Below are 19169 nucleotides of genomic sequence, written 5' to 3' on the forward strand. Positions count from 1 at the left end.
TGTTCATGAAAACATAAATTGATTAGGAAACATGATCTTTAATCCTTGTTCCTTAATCCTTAATCAAAAATACAATGCAAGAAGCATACATAATAGCAGGACTTAGAACAGCGGTAGGGAAAGCACCTAGAGGTGTATTTCGTTTTACAAGGGCTGATGAATTGGCAGCTAATGTAATTAGAGATTTAGTTGCATCAGTACCTAATTTAGATAAAGAGCAAATAGACGATGTGATAGTAGGAAATGCTACGCCAGAAGCGGAGCAGGGCTTGAATATTGCCCGTATGATTAGTTTAATGGGATTGGATACTGATAAAGTTCCCGGTGTTACCATTAACCGTTATTGCGCATCTGGCTTAGATACCATTGCTACGGCTGTTGCAAAAATTAAAGCTGGCATGGCCGATTGTATTGTGGCTGGTGGGGTTGAAGTAATGTCTGGAATGCCATTTGGAGGTTGGAAATTAGTTCCCAATCCGGATGTTGCAAAAACTAACCCAGACTGGTATTGGGGAATGGGTTTAACTGCAGAAGCGGTTGCTAAAGAATATAATGTAAGTAGAGAGGATCAGGACGAATTTTCGTTCAACTCTCACATGAAGGCGGTTGAAGCAATTAAAAATGGACATTTAAAAGCGGGGGTTTTACCAATTACCGTAAACGAAACATTTTTAGATGCCAACATGAAAAAACAGACTAAATCTTACCTGGTTGATACGGATGAAGGGCCTAGAGCAGATACAACGATAGATCGCTTAGCAAAGCTGAAGCCTGTTTTTGCTTCCAATGGTGTAATTACAGCAGGTAATTCTTCTCAAACATCAGACGGTGCTGCATTTGTTTTGGTGGTTTCTGAAAAGAAAATGAAAGAATTAGGAGCAGAACCAATCGCTCGTTTGGTAAGTTATGGTGTAGCTGGCGTACCACCTCGTATCATGGGTATTGGCCCAATTGAAGCAATTCCGAAAGCATTGAGCCAAGCCGGTTTAAAACAAGATGATATTGATTTGATCGAGTTGAATGAGGCCTTTGCTTCACAATCTTTGGCAATCATCAGAACTTTAGGTTTAGACCAAAGCAAAATTAATGTTAACGGAGGTGCAATCGCATTAGGTCACCCGCTGGGTTGTACTGGTGCAAAGCTATCGGTTCAAATATTTAACGAGTTAAAAAGACAGCAAAAAAAATATGGTATGGTAACCATGTGCGTTGGTACAGGGCAAGGTGCAGCTGGTGTGTTTGAGGTTTTTTAATTTGGATGAAGGAGCAAAGAATAAAGAACAATGATTAATCGACTAAAATACGATGCATAACTTCAGACAATTGCAAGTTTGGCAGGAAGCGATGAGTATTGCAAAATCAGTTTATTTGGTTCTCAATAAATTTCCCACTTCAGAAAAATTCGGTCTAATTTCTCAGATATCAAGATGTTCTATATCTGTGCCTTCAAATATTGCCGAAGGTTCTTCAAGATCTTCTAACAAAGAGTTTACTCATTTTCTTTCAATTGCATTAGGTTCTCTATTTGAATTAGAAACTCAATTGCAACTCGCTGTTGAATTGGGTTTCTTAGATCCGGTAGGTAGTGAAAAGCTAATGTTGAGTGTTATACAATTACAAAAGAAAATTTCGACGTTTAAAAAGACATTAATATAAAATATTTATTAGGCACTTGGTCTTTATTCCTTGTTCCTTACTCCTTAATCATTTAAAAAAATGGAAAGAAAAACAATTAAAGGTGGCGAATTCTTAATTACAGAAACTACTTATCAGGATGTGTTTATTCCTGAAGAATTTGATGAAGAGCAACAAATGATTGCGCAAACGTGTCGCGATTTTTTAACGGCAGAAATTAATCCGATACTAGATAGGATTGATAGCCAAGAGGAGGGATTGATGCCAGCTTTGATGGATAAAGCAGGTGCGTTAGGAATTTTGGGCGTATCAATTCCCGAAGAATACGGAGGTTTTGGAAAAAACTTTAATACATCCATGCTTGTGGCAGATGTTTGCGGCGCAGGTCATTCGTTTGCAGTGGCACTTTCCGCACACACAGGTATTGGAACATTGCCTATCCTATACTATGGCAACGAAGAGCAAAAAGCCAAATACATACCGAAATTAGGTACAGGCGAGTGGAAAGCCTCATACTGTTTAACGGAACCAAATTCTGGCTCTGATGCAAACTCTGGTAAAACGAAAGCTAAGCTTAGCGAGGATGGAAAACACTACATCATAAATGGCCAAAAGATGTGGATTACCAACGGTGGTTTTGCAGATATTTTCATCGTTTTTGCAAAAATTGATGATGATAAGAATTTAACCGCCTTTATTATTGAGAAAGACTTCGGCGGTATTACGATGAACCCGGAAGAACATAAAATGGGAATCAAAGGTTCGTCAACCCGTCAGGTGTTTTTTAACGACTGTCCCGTGCCAGTTGAAAATATGCTTTCTGAACGAGAGAATGGATTTAAGATAGCGGTAAACATTTTAAATATTGGACGAATAAAATTATCTGCCGCTGCAATTGGTGGTAGCAGAGAAGTTTTAAACCATGCAGTTAACTATGCTAATGAGCGTATTCAGTTCGATAGACAGATTTCCAAGTATGGTGCAATAAGGCATAAAATTGCTGAAATGGCAACTAAAATTTATGCAGTAGAAGCGGCAAATTATAGAGCTGGACAGAACATAGATGACGCCTACGATGCTTTGGTTGCTGGAGGAATGGATGCAGGTAAAGCAAAACTGAAATCGACCGAGCAATTTGCAGTAGAGTGTGCAATTTTAAAAGTTTGGGGCTCTGAAGTTTTAGATTATGTGACGGATGAAGGTGTGCAGATTTACGGCGGTATGGGTTTTTCTGCCGATGCGCCAATGGATAGGTCTTACCGAGATGCTCGTATTAATAGAATTTTTGAAGGTACGAATGAAATCAATCGACTTTTAACAGTTGATATGATGCTAAAACGTGCGATGAAAGGTGAGCTAGACTTAATGGGACCGGCTACAGCGGTTGCCGGAGAGTTAATGTCTATTCCAGATTTTGGCGAAGCAGATGATACTTTATTTGCTGCAGAGAAAAAAATCATCCAGAATTTAAAGAAAGCTACGTTAATGGTTGCTGGCGCTGCGGTGCAGAAGCTGATGATGAGTCTTTCTAAAGAACAAGAAATTTTGATGAACATCGCCGATATGGCAAGTTATGTTTATATAGCCGAATCAGCAATGCTTAGAACAGAAAAATTGGTTTCATTACGTGGCGAGGAGGCTTGCAAAGGTCAGCTTGATATGATGAGAATTTATTTCGTTGAAGCAGTAGATGGTGTAGCAAAAGCAGGAAAAGAAGCTTTATGGGCTTTTGGCGAAGGCGATGAATTAAGAATGATGCTGGTAGGTTTACGCAGATTTACCAAAATGGAACCTTTTAATGTTAAACAAGCTAGACAAAATGTTGCGCAACAAATTATAGCAGCCAACAAATATATATTTTAAGGTAGAAGGTTTAAAGGTAGAAGGCTTGGGTGCAAATCCACGTTTTCTGCCTTTTTACGTTTTACAGTAGGCTTATACCCTAAACCTCTCGCCCCCCCAGTCTTTCGGAATGTTAAATTTGGTTAAAAATTGCGCCATCGGCAATAAAAGCTTATTTTTGTGCAATTATGTTAAAAACTAGAATTTTATTGGTTCTTTTCGCGTTTGTTGGCGTGTTAAGTTCGTGTAGTAAAGAAGATTTCGATGCAGAAAAGCAAGCGGCTATTGATGACAAACTTATTGTTGATTTTATAACTCAAAATAATATTCCGGCGACAAAACATAGTTCAGGATTGTATTATCAAATTATTACGCCAGGCACTGGAGCTAGTGCAACAGCAGCATCTACAGTTGGTGTTAATTACGAAGGGAAATTATTAAATGGAAACCAGTTTGATAAATCTACGCAAACCGTAAGTTTTCCTTTAAGCAGAGTAATTCAAGGCTGGACAATTGGTGTACCACTAATCAAAGCTGGTGGCCGTATCAGATTAATCGTTCCTTCGGCTTTAGCTTACGGAAATACTTCGCCAGGAGGCGCTATTCCAGCAAATGCTGTTTTAGATTTTACCATTGATTTAGTTAATGTACAATAACATTATAATGCGCAAAAAAATAAGCCTTTATGGCGTTGCCTTATTAGGCATGTTAGTTCTTTTTAATTCTTGTAAAAAAGAATATGAGTCTATAGAGAGTATAGACGAGGCGAAAATTCAAGCTTACATTAAAGCTAATAATTTAACCATGACCAAAGATCCTGCTGGTTTTTACTATCAGGTTTTAACACCGGGTTCTGGCGCACCGATGTTAAACAAAGATTCTGTTTTTTATAATTTGGCAATAAAATCTCTAAGCGGGGTTTCTTATTATACTACTGCCGGGTATTCTAACGAGGGTACTTACTTGGGTTACATCTCTCCAGCTTCTTACAGAACTGCTTTGGAGAACGTAGCTAGAGGTAGCAAAGTTCGTGTTATTTTACCTTCTTATTTAGCCTATGGTAAAAATGGCACCGGTATGGTTCCTTCTAACGAGGTAATCATGGCAGAGCTTTCTACTTTTGCACAAACTAGACAGTGGGAATTAGACGATAAATATATAACTGATTTTTTAACCTCAAAAAGTTTAACAGCTACCAAACTTCCTTCTAGAGTATATAGAATAGTTAGTCAAGTTGGATCTGGAGAGGCGGTAGATATTGGTTCAACAATTACTGTTAAATACACGGGAAGATTGTTAAACGGAACCGTTTTCGATCAAAGCGTGGGTGAAGCAACGCTAGTTTCTCCAATATCTAGTTTAATTAAAGGTTGGGAAGCAGGACTATTAGGGATGCAAAAAGGCGCAAAAGTTCGACTTTTTATTCCATCAGACCTAGGGTATGGCCTTGCTGCTCAGACGAGCATTCCGGCAAGTTCAAGTTTAGATTTTGATATCGAGCTGGTTGATGTAGCCAACTAGAAATATAATAAAAGCCTCGATTTTAAATCGGGGCTTTTTTACGCTAATGCTTTTTTAAATGCCTTTAAGACCCTATCTCTAGCAAAAGTGTGTTCTACAATGGGAACGGGTAAAATCGCCAACTTATACTCCGGTGCCCATTTAAAAACATATTCCATTTTAGGGTCGAATTTTTTAAGTTGCAACTCCGGATTAAAAACTCTGAAATAGGGGGCTGCATCATTTCCAGATCCGCAAGCCCATTGCCAACCGCCAACGTTGCTGGCCATCTCGTAATCTAAAAGTTTCTCTGCAAAGTAGGTTTCTCCCCAGCGCCAATCTATAAGCAAATGTTTGCATAAAAAACTGGCAACAACCATTCGTACCCTATTGTGCATAAACCCACTTTCATTAAGTTGCTTCATTCCGGCATCTACTAAAGGATAGCCTGTTTCGCCATTACACCAAGCCTTAAACTCTTTTTCGTTATTTCGCCATTCTATGTTGTCGTAGGCCGGTTTAAATGCTTTATTCTGTGTTTGAGGAAAATGCCATAAAATCATCATGTAAAAATCTCGCCAAGCCAACTCAGAAATCCACTTATTAGCTTTTTTCTCAATTGCTGTGGCAAGGGCATTTCTTATGCTTACTGTACCAAACCTCAAGTGCAAACCAATACGGCTAGTAGCATCATCGGCCGGGTAATCTCTGCGCTTTTCGTAGCTCGCAAGTTTTTCCTCGAAGTTTGCAGAAGGGAACAGTTGCTTTGATTCTTCAAAACCCATGTCTTTTAAAAACGGCGTAGACGATGGGGAAGTTTCGGCAAATTTTTTAAAGTACTTTTTTGTTGGATATTCCTTTATGTAAAAGTCGTTTAGTTTCTGTTGCCAAATTTTAAAGTAGGGCGTAAAAACTGTGTAAGGTTTTCCGTCTGATTTTACAACTTCATCTTTCTCAAAAATTACTTGATCTTTAAACGTTTTAAAATCGATGCCATTATTTTTCAGAACCTTTGCAATCTCACTATCCCTTTTTTTTGCATACGGTTCGTAGTCGTGGTTTGTATAAACGGTTTCAATATCAAATTTTTCTACTAGTTTTTTCCAAATTTCTTCAGGCACACCATATTCTACGAGTAAATCTGACCCTAATTTATTTAGTTGATTTTTTAAGTTAACGATGGTTTGGTAGATGAACGTAACCCTAGCATCGGTTTTGGGTAGTTTATCTAATATGTTTTTATCAAAGATGAAAATCGGTAAGACCGTATTGTCGCTTTTTAAAGCATTATATAGCCCCGCATTATCTTCCAATCGTAAATCTCTACGAAACCAAAATAAGTTGATTTTAGGCGTTTTAGACGGTTGATTTTCACTTGATTTTTTCATGTTGCAAACTTATCAATTTGATGAGCTTTTAAAACAAAAAATCAACGTTTAGGTTTGCGCCACAGCCAAGGTTCAACTGCATTGGGGTCTTTCCAAAGTCCGATGCTGTTTTTTCTTGCAGTTAATTCTAAATCTGCGTACTCGGTATTTTTAGAGTATTTTTTAAAATGCCAAGCCATGCCAGCTTTAATCATTTCTTTGTTAACGTTTTGCTTTTTCTTATTTATAATCACCGCAATCAATCGCTGATAACGATCATATTTTTCACCTTCTACAGTAACCATTTGCCCAAAACAAAGGTTGGATAGTGTAATTTTGGCTTCGTTATTAAAAGGCTGAGCGCTTCTTTTTTCTGGACAATCTATATGCGCAAGACGGATTTTTACTCTTGTGTTTTTATACAAAACTTCCATTGTATCACCATCGCTAACACCGGTAACTTTGGCTACAAAAGTTTGATTTTTTAGGTTAAGCTTATTTTGTGCGTAACTGTGGCAAGAGACAATTAAAAAAAGGAAAAGGATACGATAGTTTCTCAAAATGGAGTTTTAGAAAGTTGAAATCTTCGGCTAATTTAATAATCAAATACTACAGAATAAGCAATGTTAATAATCTATGAAAATTAATGCCTCTGAAGCATATTTTTTAACAGACTGTATGCCACCTTCTCTTGCAAAAATTGAAGAATATATACCACTCGTACCTATAGTTTTGCCATTGCCGTTTTTTATATCGAAATAAAAAAGTTTGTTTGCAATCTTTCTTTCTAAAAAGCCTTCCACTTGTACGTTCAATTTAACTAAACTAATATCTTTTTGGCAAGACTCTATAGTTCCATAGCCTTTGCCTAACAAAATTGTTTGCCCGTTTTTGGCTTTAAGTTTATATTGATATTTCTCTCGGTCGGATAGGCTGATAATAAATTTTCCAGTCATTTTTTTGGTAAGTAGATTCACTTCTTACGCGTTTAAAAATCAAGTACCAGTCCGCAGAGCGAACTGGTTTATCTTGATCTTAACAGAGCGTTATTGTTAATCTTGGTTTTTTGGCGGGATAAAATCAAAAGTAAATAGTAGTTGCATTATTTATTTACGGGAAACCGTAAAGCATAAAAAAATCCCGCATTTAAATCTTAAAATGCGGGATTTTGAGTTAGTATCCAGTGTTTATTTGTAAATTTCTTTTAGCGCATCATCTAAATTCACAAATGAAAATTGATAACCTGTATTAAGTATTTTCTGCGATGAGGTATTGTTGCTCATTAGTGGTAATATGCTCATCTCGCCTAAAAGTGCTTTTAGTGCAAATTGAGGAACATTGAAAGGCCAAACTGGTCGGTTAAGATAATGTGCTATACGTTTAGTTAGTAATTTATTGGTTACTGGAACTGGGGCGCAAGCATTATAGGCACCAGAAAGTTCAGTGTCGTTTACCGCTTTGCTAAAAATGCCAATTATATCCTGTAAATGTATCCAAGGCATCCATTGTTTTCCCGAACCTAAAGGTGCGCCAGCAAATAATTTTATAGGTTTGTCCATCGCAGCTAAGGCACCGCCTTCTTTGCTTAAAATTAAACCAATCCTAATTTTTACTACCCTAATCCCTAATTTGGCTCCTTCTTCGGCTGCTTTTTCCCATTTTATACAGCATTCGGCCAAAAAATCGTTTCCTGGTAAGCTGTTTTCCGTTAAAATTTCTTCGTTTCTATCGCCATAAAAACCTACAGCAGATGCCGATATAAATGATTTTACAGGTGCGTTAGTTTCTTTTACGGCTTTGTAAAGTAAATCGGCAGACCTAACTCTACTGTCAATTAATTGCTTTTTACGTTCAACGGTCCATTTTTTATCCGCAATGCCTTCTCCTGCCAAATGGATAATCGTATCTATTCCTTCAAATGCTTTTTTGTCTATTTTTTCTTTGTAAACGTCCCATAAAAAAACGCGTACATCTTTAATTTCGGTTTGCTTACGCGATAAGACAGCAATGTTATGCCCTTGCTTTTGTAATGCCGGTACAAGTGTTCTACCTACTAAACCAGTTGCTCCGGTAATTAGAATGTTTTTGCCCATGTAGAATAAACCTTTTGCTACTTGATTTAGTTTTTTCTATTTATAGATGATAAAAGTAAATACCATTTTTTGCAATCAGCGCATAAATAGTTGTAAAAACCCGCGTAAAATAAACTGGATAGGAGCGAGCACAAAGTAAAGCGGATAGCCAGACGAACGCTTAATTTTAACAAAGGCTTTGCTTTTCAAATTAGTTATTAGAAATTATGTTTTGCCTGGTTTTATGTTATCGCTTTGTAAAAAATAGTTTGCTGAATGGTTATTGTGCGCTATTTTGTGCAAATTGCGATTTAATATAAATGGCTTCCGGGATATGGGCAAAAAAATATTGGTTTGGTTTAGAAATGACCTTCGCTTGCACGATAATGAAATGCTTGTTGAGGCAATTGCCAAATCTGATGAAATTTTGCCGGTTTTTTTCTTTGACCCTCGCCAGTTTGAAATTACCCGTTACCAGACGATAAAAACTGGAGCTATTAGAGCTCGTTTTCTATTAGAAAGTGTTGCCGATTTACGTTCGTCTTTTAAAAAGTTTGGTGGCGATATTTTAATACAGTTGGGTAAGCCTGAAGATTTGTTGCCTACATTGGTTTCGACCTACGAAATCACAGAAGTTTACCACCATAGGGAAGTTGCGAGCGAAGAGACGGCCGTTTCTACACAAGTGGAAGACTTATTGTGGAAATTGCGAGTTAACTTAAGGCATTTTATTGGGCATACGCTTTACAATAAAGAAGATTTGCCTTTTCCAATTAAGGACATCCCTGATGTTTTTGCGCAGTTTAAAAAGAAAACTGAGCGAGATGCGATTGTGAAACCTTGCTTCGTTACGCCAACTTATATCAACTTTGTTGAGGTAGAGCATTGGGGCGATTTGCCAAGTTTAACTGATTTGGTTGTTAACGAGGATGTAAAAAATTTAGCAACATCGGAAGAGTTTGTTGGAGGTGAAACTGTAGCGCTTAAACGTTTAGACGAGTTTTTGAATGCCGGCGAAACGATTGCTTTGTCAAATACATCGCTTAAAAAAACAGAAGTAATTTCTAAATTGTCTCCTTGGCTTGCGCTTGGTTGTTTATCACCCAGAGAAGTGTACTGGAAGATGAAGGAAGCAGAGGCTAATTATGGTTTAAAGCCTTATTTTAACCAGATTGTGGTGGGTTTGTTGTGGAGAGATTATTATCGTTTTATGTTTAAAAAACACGGTAATACATTTTTTAAGCCAGCAGGGTTTAAAAACGACGCGAAGATAAATACACACCAGGATAACGAATTAATGAAGGCTTGGAAAGCTGGAAATACCGGACAACCATTAGTTGATGCCGTAATGCATGAATTAAATACTACCGGGTACATAAATAACACTTCGAGATTGCTCGTTGCTACCTATTTAATTTATCAGCTTAAGTTAAGCTGGGTAGTTGGTGCGGCGTATTTAGAAGAAAAACTTATTGATTATGCGCCTGCCAGTAATTGGGGTAATTGGGCAACTGTAGCTGGTGTTGGTAACGATTTACGATTAACCGGCAGTTTCGATTTCGAAAAACAGCTTAAAAATTTCGACCCGAAAGGCGTGTATGCGCAAGCTTTGGGTGCTTAATTTTTTCTTAAGCAGCCAATAAAATAAGTGCTAAAAATACGCTTTCAAGAAAATCTAATTTTATTTCAACTAATTGCAGTTTTATTGCCACTTTTTGAGGTAAAATCCTAATTTTGCAATACTTATCGAAACAAATACACAATGGATAACTTATCTTATCTCAACGGCGCAAATGCCGAATATATAGAGTCTTTATACCAAAGCTACACCGCAGATCCTAATTCAGTTGAATTTGGTTGGCAGAAATTTTTTGAAGGTTTTGATTTTGGAAGAGGTGCAGATGCTACCAATGTTGGTGGAGGCGAAGCTCCAGAGCATGTTTTAAAAGAAATTAATGTTTTAAATTTAATTAATGGCTACCGCCAGCGTGGACATTTATTTACTAAAACTAATCCGGTTAGAGAAAGACGTAAACACCTGCCAACGTTAGAAATTGAGAATTTTGGTTTAGCTGCTGCAGATTTAGAAACTGTATTTAACTCTAGTGTAGAGTTAGGCATTGGTCCGGCAAAGCTGAAAGATATTGTTGCGTTTTTAGAGCAGACTTATTGTGGTTCTATTGGTGTAGAGTATAAATATCTACGTACGCCAGAATTGCTTAAATGGTTAGAGAGCAAAATGGAAGGCGAGCGCAACACGCCAAAGCTATCTAACGAAGAAAAGATGAGGGTAGTTAAAAAGTTAAACGAAGCAGTTGTTTTCGAAAACTTTTTAGGTACGAAATTTTTAGGTCAGAAGCGTTTCTCTTTAGAAGGTGCTGAAGCTTTAATTCCGGCTTTAGATGCTGTTATAGAAAAAGGTGCTGATTTAGGTATTGAAGAATTTGTATTGGGTATGGCGCACCGCGGTCGTTTGAACGTGTTGGCTAACATCATGCAAAAAGCATATAAAGATATTTTTACAGAGTTTGAAGGGAGAAGTTACAACGAAGAAACTCCTTTTAGTGGCGACGTAAAATATCACTTAGGTTACTCTACAGACGTAACTACCAATAAAGGTAAAAGTGTGCACTTGAGCTTATGTCCAAATCCGTCTCACTTAGAAACTGTAGATGGGATTGTAGAAGGAATGAGCCGTTCGAAAATCGATTTTAAGTATGCTGGCGATGATGGTCGTTTAGCGCCAATTTTGATTCACGGTGATGCTTCTGTTGCTGGACAAGGTATTGTTTACGAAGTAATACAAATGGCTGGTTTAGATGGTTACAAAACCGGTGGTACAATCCACTTGGTAATTAACAATCAAATTGGCTTTACTACAAATTATAAAGATGCACGTTCTAGTACTTACTGTACAGATATTGCTAAAGTTACCTTGTCGCCGGTTTTTCACGTAAATGGCGATGATGCAGAAGCGCTAGTTTATGCAATTAACTTAGCAATGGAATATCGTCAGAAATACAGAAATGATGTGTTTATTGATATTCTTTGCTACCGTAGATTTGGCCATAACGAATCTGACGAGCCTAAATTTACGCAACCTTTATTATACAAAGCGATTGAAAAACATGATAATCCTTTAAAGATTTATGTTGCACAATTAGTTAAAGAAGGTAAGCTTGATGCTAATGGTGCCAAGGAAATGGAGAAAGAGTTTAAAGCTCATTTACAAACTTCATTAAACGAAGCTAAAGAATATAATGCGGCATTAGCCGATGTTAAATTTGGCGGTGCTTGGGCAGATATGCGTTTGGCAACAGCAAAGGATTTTGAAACGTCGCCGGAAACGGGCGTTAAGAAAACTACTTTGTTAGAGGTAGCAAAACGAATCACCACTTTACCAAAGGAGAAAAAGTTCTTCAAAAAAATTGAAAAATTATTCGAAGAGCGTTTAAAAATGGCTTCGGAAACACATGTTTTTGATTGGGCTATGGGCGAGCAGCTGGCTTATGGAACTATACTAGCCGAAGGCAAGAGAGTTCGTTTAAGTGGTCAGGATGTAAAACGTGGTACTTTTTCTCATCGCCATGCGGTGTTAACTTTAGAAGATTCTGAAGAAGAATATACACCACTTTTGAACATTTCTGAACAGCAGGCACAATTTGATATTTACAACTCGCACTTGTCTGAGTACGGCGTTTTAGGTTTCGAATATGGTTATGCTATGGCTAACCCTAATGCCTTAACTATTTGGGAAGCTCAATTTGGAGATTTCTTTAACGGCGCTCAAATTGTAATCGATCAATACATTGCAAGTGCAGAAACCAAATGGCAACGAGCTAACGGTTTAGTTATGTTATTGCCACACGGTTACGAAGGTCAAGGTCCTGAACATTCTTCTGGACGTATAGAGCGTTTCCTAGAACTTTGTGCAGAATACAATATGCAGATTACTAACTGTACAACGCCTGCTAATTTCTTCCACTCGTTACGTCGTCAGTTTAAACGCGATTTCCGTAAGCCTTTGGTGAATTTTAGCCCTAAAAGTTTATTACGTCATCCACTTTGTGTAAGCCCATTAGCAGATTTTACTGCTGGCGGATTTAAAGAAGTAATTGATGATGCGAACGTAAAAGCTGCGGATGTTAAGAGAGTGGCTTTTTGCTCTGGTAAAATTTACTACGATTTATTAGAAGCGCAGAAAAAGAATGCAAGTAAAGACGTGGCTGTAGTGCGAGTTGAGCAGTTATACCCAACACCTGTTGACCAAATGGAAGCTATTGTTGCAAAATATAAAAATGCTGAAGACGTTATTTGGGTGCAAGAAGAGCCAGAAAACCAAGGTGCTTGGCCATATTTGTTACGTAGACTTAGAAAAACATCATTAAATAAAATTGATGTAATTTCGAGAAAAGAAAGCAGTAGTCCGGCAACTGGTTACATGAAACAACATACTAACCAACAAGCTTACATTGTAGCTAAAACTTTTGAGATTTCTGTTGCAGAGGTAGCAAAAAAGCCAATTAAAGAAACTGCTAAAAATGCAGTGAAAGATATAGTAGATTAAAAATAGAGGTTTAAGGTTTAGGGGGAAGGGCTTAGGGCTTTAGCCGAAGCGTTTCAACCTTATAACATTTCAACTTAACAACATACATAAAAATATGAGTTTAGAAATCAAAGTTCCGCCAGTAGGCGAGTCGATTACCGAGGTAGTTTTATCTCGTTGGGTTAAAAACGATGGTGAATTTGTAGAAATGGACGAAATTATTGCTGAGTTAGAATCAGACAAAGCAACTTTCGAACTTACTGCAGAGCAATCAGGAACTTTAAAAATTGTTGCTAGCGAAGGTGATACTTTAGAAATTGGTGCAGTTGTTTGCTCTATCGAAGCAGGCGAGGGAGCTCCTAACGCTGAGCCAAAAGCAGAAAGCGAAAAACCACAAGCTGATGCTTCTAATTCAGCTCCTGTGGCAGAAAGCAAAGAGTCAAAAGATTCGTACGCTTCAGGAACACCATCGCCTTCGGCAGCTAAAATTTTGGCAGAAAAAGGTGTTGATGCCGGTGCTGTAAAAGGTTCTGGTGTTGATGGTAGAATAACCAAAGAAGATGCTCAGAAAGCAGAAAAATCTGCTAGCCCGAAAGCTGAGGCTCCTAAAGCTGCTGCTCCAGTAGTTGCTGGTGCTAGAAACGAACGTAGAGAGAAAATGTCTCCTTTACGTAAAACCGTTGCTAAACGTTTGGTTGCTGTAAAAAATGAAACAGCAATGTTAACTACTTTTAATGAGGTTAACATGAAGCCAATTATGGATTTACGTGCTAAATATAAAGACCAATTTAAAGAGAAACACGGCGTAGGCTTAGGCTTTATGAGTTTCTTTACTAAAGCGGTTTGCGAAGCAGCTAAAGATTTCCCTGCAGTTAATGCTCGTATAGAGGGCGAAGAGATTGTTTTTAATGATTTTGTTGATGTTTCTATTGCAGTTTCTGCACCTAAAGGATTGGTTGTGCCAATTATTAGAAACGCGGATAGCATGAGCTTGGCACAAATTGAAAAAACAGTGATTGAATTAGCTACCAAAGCAAGAGATAGCAAGTTGACAATTGAAGAGATGACAGGTGGAACTTTTACCATTACCAATGGTGGTGTTTTTGGTTCAATGATGTCCACTCCAATTATTAATGCACCACAATCTGCAATTTTGGGTATGCACAACATCATAGAGCGTCCTATTGCAGAGAACAAAGAAGTAGTAATTCGTCCGATGATGTACATTGCATTATCTTACGACCACAGAATTATCGACGGCCGTGAGTCTGTAGGTTTCTTGGTGCGTGTTAAACAACTATTAGAAGACCCTGCTAGATTATTGTTAGGCGTATAATCAAGCCTTGCTGAATTTATTTCAGTAGCTGTTTGAGAAGATTATAAATAAATATCAAAACCCTGTTCATTACGATGAACAGGGTTTTTTTGTGAAGATCCTCTGAGCGTATCGACATTCCCGCCTATGCGGGAATCTTAACATGTATTACTTGACTTGCAGATCGCAGCCCGCCAAAAAATCAATCAGTCTCATTATTTTTGCACTGCATTATAATGCCCAATCGAGTTGTACAGCTAATAGAGCTAAGGACTAAGACAGTGTTAAGTTAAATTGTTTAGTTTCTGTTACGTTTTTGCCGTTTAACATATATTTATATATTTTCGCTACACACCAAATTAGAACCGAATGAGAAAAGTCTTTTTTTTAACGCTTTTTAGCCTATTTGCGAGCTTTAGTTTCGCTCAAACAGTAAATCAGAACACCGGATGGTTTATGTTTGTAAACAGCACTAAATTTAATGACAAATGGGGGATGCATTTCGATTTGCAACTTCGGACAGAAGATAATTGGGATGGGGTTAGGAATTTATTAGTAAGACCAGGAATTACCTACTACGTTAACAAAAATGCTAATGCTACACTAGGTTATTTGTTTACTCAAACTTATCTGCCGAATAACATTTTAGTGGGTGCTCCGCCACTTAAGAATACACTAACCGAGCACCGTATTTGGCAACAATACATTTACAACCATAAGCCTTGGGCTTCTGCAACTTTAAGTCATAGGTTTCGATTAGAACAACGTTTTATAGAACGCCAAAATGACGAGCTTTTTTCGCAACGCTTTCGTTATTTCTTTAGGTTAATACAGCCACTACAACACCAAGATGGCGCATTTACAGAAGGTTTATTTGTGGCTTTGCAAAATGAGACCTTCTTAAATATTCAAAATAAAGAGAAACTAAATAATAGCTTTTTCGACCAAAACAGAGCTTACCTTGCTATTGGTTATCGTTTTTCTAAAAAGTTTGATTTGGAAGCCGGTTATTTGAACCAAGCTATACATGGAGCAAATAATAATACCATAAATAACGTGGCACAACTGGCGGTATATACGCGGTTTTAGTAGGAACTAGAATAACTTTAAAGCTTCAAAATCCAACTATAGATATCTTCGTCGGTACTAATATTTAGTTTTTTTCGCAATCGATATTTTTTTCCTTCTACTGCTCTTACTGTAGTTTTGGTATATCGGGCAATATCTTTAGTATAAAATCCAAGCCTCAATTGCGCACATAAAATAAGATCCGTACCCAGAAGCCCGGGTTCCTTCTGCATTAGTTTTTGTATAAATAATGGGTGTGTCTTCTTAAATTTGTTAAAAAATGCTGGGTCGTTATTTTTTGCTAGTCTGATCACTTCGGCTAACTCTTGCTCATCTAACACATCTGATTGCATCAACTGTAGTTGCTCGGATAATGCTTTATGTTCTTTTTCTTTAATCGAAATAACCTCTGTACTCTTTTTTCTCAATTTTATAATCGAAAATATAAGTAATAACAATGCCGCGATAACAGCTGCAATTATCCAAACGAAGCGCATACTCTTTTGAGCAAACATCCTTTCATTTTCTTTAATCATTAAATCGGCAGAAGAACTAACAGCATTTACTGTACTGTTTGTCAAACTATCTGCCATTAGCCCGTATTTTTTGCTGTAGTCAAGCGACCTCTCTTCGTTGCCAAGTTTCTCGTGAACTAGTGCGAGTCCGTAATAACTCTTTTTTAGATTGCTTAAGCTCTTTGTTTTTGTTGACATTGCAAGTGCAGTTTCGTAACTCGCAAGTGCCCCTTTTAAATCATTTTCCCTGAGTTGGATGGAAGCCAAGCCTAGCTTTGATTCGGGTACAAATTTGGTTTGTTTAAGCTCAACCGATAGTTCAAGCGCTTTGTTGTAGTAGTATTTTGCCGAATCAATATTATTCCTTTCCAAAAAAAGATCGCCAAGTATATTTGCCTGAAGTAAAATGCCGTTTTTTAATGTTTTGGATTTAATTTTGTCTTGTACAGTATAACTTTTTCTATGATAGTAGAAAACAGAATCCTTAATTGCGCCTTTGCTTTTATCTTCATTTATGTTAGAACCCAATAGTCTGTAAATTCTACCTAGGTTTGAAAATCTGCGGTCATCATCTTCTATTTTCTCTGCGTAAGATCTCGCTTCGTTTAATAATTGATAACTCTTGTCGAAAAATTTTAGTCTGCCATAACAGTTCGCTTTTAAGGAAAGTAAGTTTGCAATTTTTGGATAATTATCCGTGCTTAGAGTTAAAGGTTCAATCTTCTGTATCTGTTCTAATGCAGCGCTATACCTGCCTTCATTATAAAGATTGGTGGCAAGTAAAATTTCGGCGTGTATTTGGCCAAGGGTATAGTTTATGGCTTTCGATTCTTTTAGTATTTGCAAGCTTAATTTGTTACTTTGTTCTACATTAATTAACCTTCTTGCTACTTCATACAAACTATCTATTCGCTTAGTGCTTTGTGTTTGCGCATAGCAAAATGTTAGCCCAACTAAGGATGGAATAAGCATTAATAGTAATAATATGCAAGTTTTTTTAAAAAGCATTAGCTAGTTATAATGTTGAATGTACAACGCTTTGATTTTTATTAAATAATTGAATTTCAGTAAGCTGTGTTCCGTGAGTAGTTTTGAGTATCTTTTGTTTACTACAAATTTAATAAAACTTCATTCTTTTGCACAGCTAAACAAAACGAGTAGCAATATTTTAACGCGTTTATAAAAATATTAAAGAGTTTGCTAAGCGACGAGGAGCACCGAGGGTTTAGGGATGAGCCTGCTCCTTGTTTGCATAGCATTGCCGAATGTACCTAGTGGAGAATATTACACCCAAAAGAATTATTGAAATAGTTGAGAGTTATTACCTAGGCAAAAAAGCTGTAGATATATGTAATGAACTTTCTATTGACCGAAAAACATTAGATAAATGGTTGGAAGACTTTGGCCACTTAGCCAATGAGTTTCTAAAGCTAAGATCTGAGAATCATCGCCTGAGAGAGATGTATGCATCGTTAACTGCTACCAACCTAACCCTGTATCAAGAGATAGAAGACTTTAATACGAAGAGGGTTTTTAGATAATTTCCAAATTCTACCTATAAAAAAAAAGCTTCCCGAATTTCGGGAAGCTTTAACCAATTATAAAACTAATTACCAGTATATGGTATAAAGTGCAACTAATAAGCCAATAATGATTATCGAGCCAACTGCAAAACCAGTGGTGGTTTTAAACATTTTGGTGTCAATCTCAAGTCCATTTGGCACAATACCTCTCTTATTCTCTATTATACTGATAATGTACATACCGATAATACAGAAGATGAACACAAAGCCCATCCTGTCTAAGAAAGGAATTTCGTAAACGCCATTTGCTGCTTTTACAGAAAAACCTAAATCCGATAGGAATGAAAGATCCATCATGCCTGGAAGGAATTTAAGCAGTAGTGATAACCCGAAACCACCGATGGTTGCAAATAAAGCAGCATTTGAAGTGCTTTTTTTCCAGAAGAAACCTAGAATAAACATGGCAAATATACCTGGCGATACGAAACCAGTATATTCTTGTATATATTGGAAACCGCCTTTTTTGTCAATTCCTAAGTGAGGCGCAATAAATACAGCCAAAATCATAGAAATGATAATGGTAACCTTACCAACATTAACCAAGTTTCCTTCAGAAGCTTCTGGTTTGAAAACTTTTTTATAGATATCTAAGGTAAAGATAGTTGCTATACTATTTGCTTTACCTGCCAACGATGCTACAACAGCAGCCGTTAATGCAGCAAATGAAAGACCTTTTAATCCAGAAGGTAATAAGTTTAATAATACCGGATAAGCACGATCTGGATTTACTGAACCATCTTGCAACATTTCTGCTTGGAAGGCGCCATCCTTATATAAAACGTAAGCCGCAATACCAGGTAATACTACTATAATAGGCATTAAAAGCTTTAAGAAAGCTGCGAATAGAAGTCCACCACGGGCAGTTTTCAAATCTGCACCTAAAGCACGCTGTGTGATGTACTGATTACAGCCCCAATAGTTCAAGTTCACAATCCACATACCACCAACTAAGACAGTTAAACCCGGTAAGTCTACGTAGTTTTCATTGTCTGGTTTAAGGATCATGTGGAAATGTTCTGACGCTTTATTGGTCATTAGTCCATAACCTTCTATAATACCGCTGGTTCCATAATGCTCAGATACCAAGTTTAAAGCTAAATAAGTTGTCGCCAATCCACCCAAAATCAAGAAAAATACTTGAATTACATCTGTATAGCCAATCACTTTCATCCCGCCTAGGGTAATAATAATAGAGAAGGCTGCAATTGCATACATACATAAAGTTAGGTCGAAGCCCGATATACTGCTAACTGCCAAGGCGCCTAAATAGAGGATAGACGTTAAATTAACCACAACGTATAAAAGCAACCAGAAAACAGCCATAATCATTGCTACGGTGCTATTGTAACGCTGGCTTAAGAACTGTGGCATGGTAGCAATTTTATTTTTCAGATAAACTGGAATAAAAAATACAGCTACAATTACTAAAGTTAGTGCAGCCATCCACTCGTAGGTAGCAATAGCTAAACCCATTTTAAAGCCAGACCCACTCATACCGATAAATTGCTCGGCAGAAATGTTAGAAGCAATTAATGATGCACCAATTGCCCACCAAGTCAGTGATCCTTCGGCAAGAAAGTAGTCTTTTGAATCGCGTTTTACGGATTTCTTTTTGTTGTAGATGTACAGACCGTACGCAGCTACAATTACGAAATAGATTAAAAATACAATATAATCTTTCGTGTCTAGTAAGTTATTCTTCATTCAATAAGTTTATTTGGTTCGA

At 37.2% G+C, this 19169-nt stretch carries 16 protein-coding genes; 10 read left to right on the top strand and 6 right to left on the bottom strand.

The features are described from left to right. Positions 1–74 precede the first annotated feature (74 nt). The 5 genes from DUT69_RS04270 (at position 75) to DUT69_RS04290 (ending at position 4998) form a co-directional block, all read left to right on the top strand. Positions 75–1253: an acetyl-CoA C-acyltransferase gene (locus tag DUT69_RS04270; RefSeq protein ID WP_113651873.1), complete on the top strand. Its 1179-nt coding sequence runs from the start codon at positions 75–77 to the stop codon at positions 1251–1253. A 52-nt stretch (positions 1254–1305) separates the two neighbouring features. Then, positions 1306–1656, top strand: coding sequence for a four helix bundle protein (locus tag DUT69_RS04275; RefSeq protein ID WP_113651874.1), 351 nt, complete (start codon positions 1306–1308; stop codon positions 1654–1656). 60 nt (positions 1657–1716) lie between these two features. Then, positions 1717–3498, top strand: a complete 1782-nt coding sequence (locus DUT69_RS04280) for an acyl-CoA dehydrogenase family protein (protein WP_113651875.1) — start codon at positions 1717–1719, stop codon at positions 3496–3498. Positions 3499–3665: 167 nt separating this feature from the next. After that, positions 3666–4133, top strand: a complete 468-nt coding sequence (locus DUT69_RS04285; RefSeq protein ID WP_113651876.1) for an FKBP-type peptidyl-prolyl cis-trans isomerase — start codon at positions 3666–3668, stop codon at positions 4131–4133. Positions 4134–4140: 7 nt separating this feature from the next. Next, entirely contained in the window at positions 4141–4998 is an 858-nt protein-coding gene (locus tag DUT69_RS04290; RefSeq protein WP_162796170.1) for an FKBP-type peptidyl-prolyl cis-trans isomerase, read from the top strand. 38 nt (positions 4999–5036) lie between these two features. On the opposite strand, the gene DUT69_RS04295 is transcribed toward DUT69_RS04290, so the two are convergent. The 4 genes from DUT69_RS04295 to DUT69_RS04310 form a co-directional block, all read right to left on the bottom strand. Further along, the gene (locus DUT69_RS04295; protein WP_113651878.1) at positions 5037–6365 is read right to left on the bottom strand and encodes a cryptochrome/photolyase family protein; all 1329 of its coding nucleotides are present in this window, start codon (positions 6363–6365) and stop codon (positions 5037–5039) included. Between the two features lie 41 nt (positions 6366–6406). Then, positions 6407–6904: a thermonuclease family protein gene (locus tag DUT69_RS04300; RefSeq protein WP_240186659.1), complete on the bottom strand. Its 498-nt coding sequence runs from the start codon at positions 6902–6904 to the stop codon at positions 6407–6409. A gap of 66 nt (positions 6905–6970) precedes the next feature. After that, positions 6971–7300, bottom strand: a complete 330-nt coding sequence (locus DUT69_RS04305; protein WP_113651879.1) for a YegP family protein — start codon at positions 7298–7300, stop codon at positions 6971–6973. Positions 7301–7531: 231 nt separating this feature from the next. Beyond that, positions 7532–8437 carry a TIGR01777 family oxidoreductase gene (locus DUT69_RS04310; protein ID WP_113651880.1) on the bottom strand — a complete coding sequence of 302 codons (906 nt, stop codon included), beginning with the start codon at positions 8435–8437 and terminating at the stop codon, positions 7532–7534. Between the two features lie 313 nt (positions 8438–8750). Between DUT69_RS04310 and DUT69_RS04315 the strand changes: the two genes are divergently transcribed. The 4 genes from DUT69_RS04315 to DUT69_RS04330 all read left to right on the top strand — a co-directional run bounded on the left by DUT69_RS04315 (position 8751) and on the right by DUT69_RS04330 (position 15366). Then, positions 8751–10037, top strand: coding sequence for a DASH family cryptochrome (locus DUT69_RS04315; protein ID WP_113651881.1), 1287 nt, complete (start codon positions 8751–8753; stop codon positions 10035–10037). A 141-nt stretch (positions 10038–10178) separates the two neighbouring features. Continuing rightward, positions 10179–12983 carry a 2-oxoglutarate dehydrogenase E1 component gene (locus DUT69_RS04320; protein ID WP_113651882.1) on the top strand — a complete coding sequence of 935 codons (2805 nt, stop codon included), beginning with the start codon at positions 10179–10181 and terminating at the stop codon, positions 12981–12983. Positions 12984–13077: 94 nt separating this feature from the next. Then, complete coding sequence (gene odhB, locus DUT69_RS04325; RefSeq protein ID WP_113651883.1) at positions 13078–14298, top strand: 2-oxoglutarate dehydrogenase complex dihydrolipoyllysine-residue succinyltransferase; 1221 nt, start codon at positions 13078–13080, stop codon at positions 14296–14298. Positions 14299–14646: 348 nt separating this feature from the next. After that, the gene (locus tag DUT69_RS04330; protein ID WP_113651884.1) at positions 14647–15366 is read left to right on the top strand and encodes a DUF2490 domain-containing protein; all 720 of its coding nucleotides are present in this window, start codon (positions 14647–14649) and stop codon (positions 15364–15366) included. 17 nt (positions 15367–15383) lie between these two features. On the opposite strand, the gene DUT69_RS04335 is transcribed toward DUT69_RS04330, so the two are convergent. Further along, complete coding sequence (locus DUT69_RS04335; RefSeq protein WP_162796171.1) at positions 15384–16868, bottom strand: tetratricopeptide repeat protein; 1485 nt, start codon at positions 16866–16868, stop codon at positions 15384–15386. A 257-nt stretch (positions 16869–17125) separates the two neighbouring features. Between DUT69_RS04335 and DUT69_RS04340 the strand changes: the two genes are divergently transcribed. After that, positions 17126–17401 (top strand): hypothetical protein, encoded by a 276-nt coding sequence (locus DUT69_RS04340; protein WP_113651886.1) that lies wholly within the window; start codon positions 17126–17128, stop codon positions 17399–17401. A gap of 69 nt (positions 17402–17470) precedes the next feature. On the opposite strand, the gene DUT69_RS04345 is transcribed toward DUT69_RS04340, so the two are convergent. After that, a complete protein-coding gene (locus DUT69_RS04345) occupies positions 17471–19147 on the bottom strand; it encodes a sodium/sugar symporter (RefSeq protein WP_113651887.1) in 1677 nt (558 codons plus the stop codon). Positions 19148–19169 lie beyond the last annotated feature (22 nt).

This window comes from Pedobacter namyangjuensis (genome assembly GCF_003313325.1).
GTDB classification, from domain to species: Bacteria; Bacteroidota; Bacteroidia; order Sphingobacteriales; family Sphingobacteriaceae; genus Pedobacter; species Pedobacter namyangjuensis.

Coding starts and splice junctions, on each gene's coding strand:
- DUT69_RS04270 (WP_113651873.1), top strand. CDS start 75: ATGCAAGAAGCATACATAATAGCAGGACTTAGAACAGCGGTAGGGAAA.
- DUT69_RS04275 (WP_113651874.1), top strand. CDS start 1,306: ATGCATAACTTCAGACAATTGCAAGTTTGGCAGGAAGCGATGAGTATT.
- DUT69_RS04280 (WP_113651875.1), top strand. CDS start 1,717: ATGGAAAGAAAAACAATTAAAGGTGGCGAATTCTTAATTACAGAAACT.
- DUT69_RS04285 (WP_113651876.1), top strand. CDS start 3,666: ATGTTAAAAACTAGAATTTTATTGGTTCTTTTCGCGTTTGTTGGCGTG.
- DUT69_RS04290 (WP_162796170.1), top strand. CDS start 4,141: ATGCGCAAAAAAATAAGCCTTTATGGCGTTGCCTTATTAGGCATGTTA.
- DUT69_RS04295 (WP_113651878.1), bottom strand. CDS start 6,365: ATGAAAAAATCAAGTGAAAATCAACCGTCTAAAACGCCTAAAATCAAC.
- DUT69_RS04305 (WP_113651879.1), bottom strand. CDS start 7,300: ATGACTGGAAAATTTATTATCAGCCTATCCGACCGAGAGAAATATCAA.
- DUT69_RS04310 (WP_113651880.1), bottom strand. CDS start 8,437: ATGGGCAAAAACATTCTAATTACCGGAGCAACTGGTTTAGTAGGTAGA.
- DUT69_RS04315 (WP_113651881.1), top strand. CDS start 8,751: ATGGGCAAAAAAATATTGGTTTGGTTTAGAAATGACCTTCGCTTGCAC.
- DUT69_RS04320 (WP_113651882.1), top strand. CDS start 10,179: ATGGATAACTTATCTTATCTCAACGGCGCAAATGCCGAATATATAGAG.
- odhB (WP_113651883.1), top strand. CDS start 13,078: ATGAGTTTAGAAATCAAAGTTCCGCCAGTAGGCGAGTCGATTACCGAG.
- DUT69_RS04330 (WP_113651884.1), top strand. CDS start 14,647: ATGAGAAAAGTCTTTTTTTTAACGCTTTTTAGCCTATTTGCGAGCTTT.
- DUT69_RS04335 (WP_162796171.1), bottom strand. CDS start 16,868: ATGCTTTTTAAAAAAACTTGCATATTATTACTATTAATGCTTATTCCA.
- DUT69_RS04340 (WP_113651886.1), top strand. CDS start 17,126: ATGTACCTAGTGGAGAATATTACACCCAAAAGAATTATTGAAATAGTT.
- DUT69_RS04345 (WP_113651887.1), bottom strand. CDS start 19,147: ATGAAGAATAACTTACTAGACACGAAAGATTATATTGTATTTTTAATC.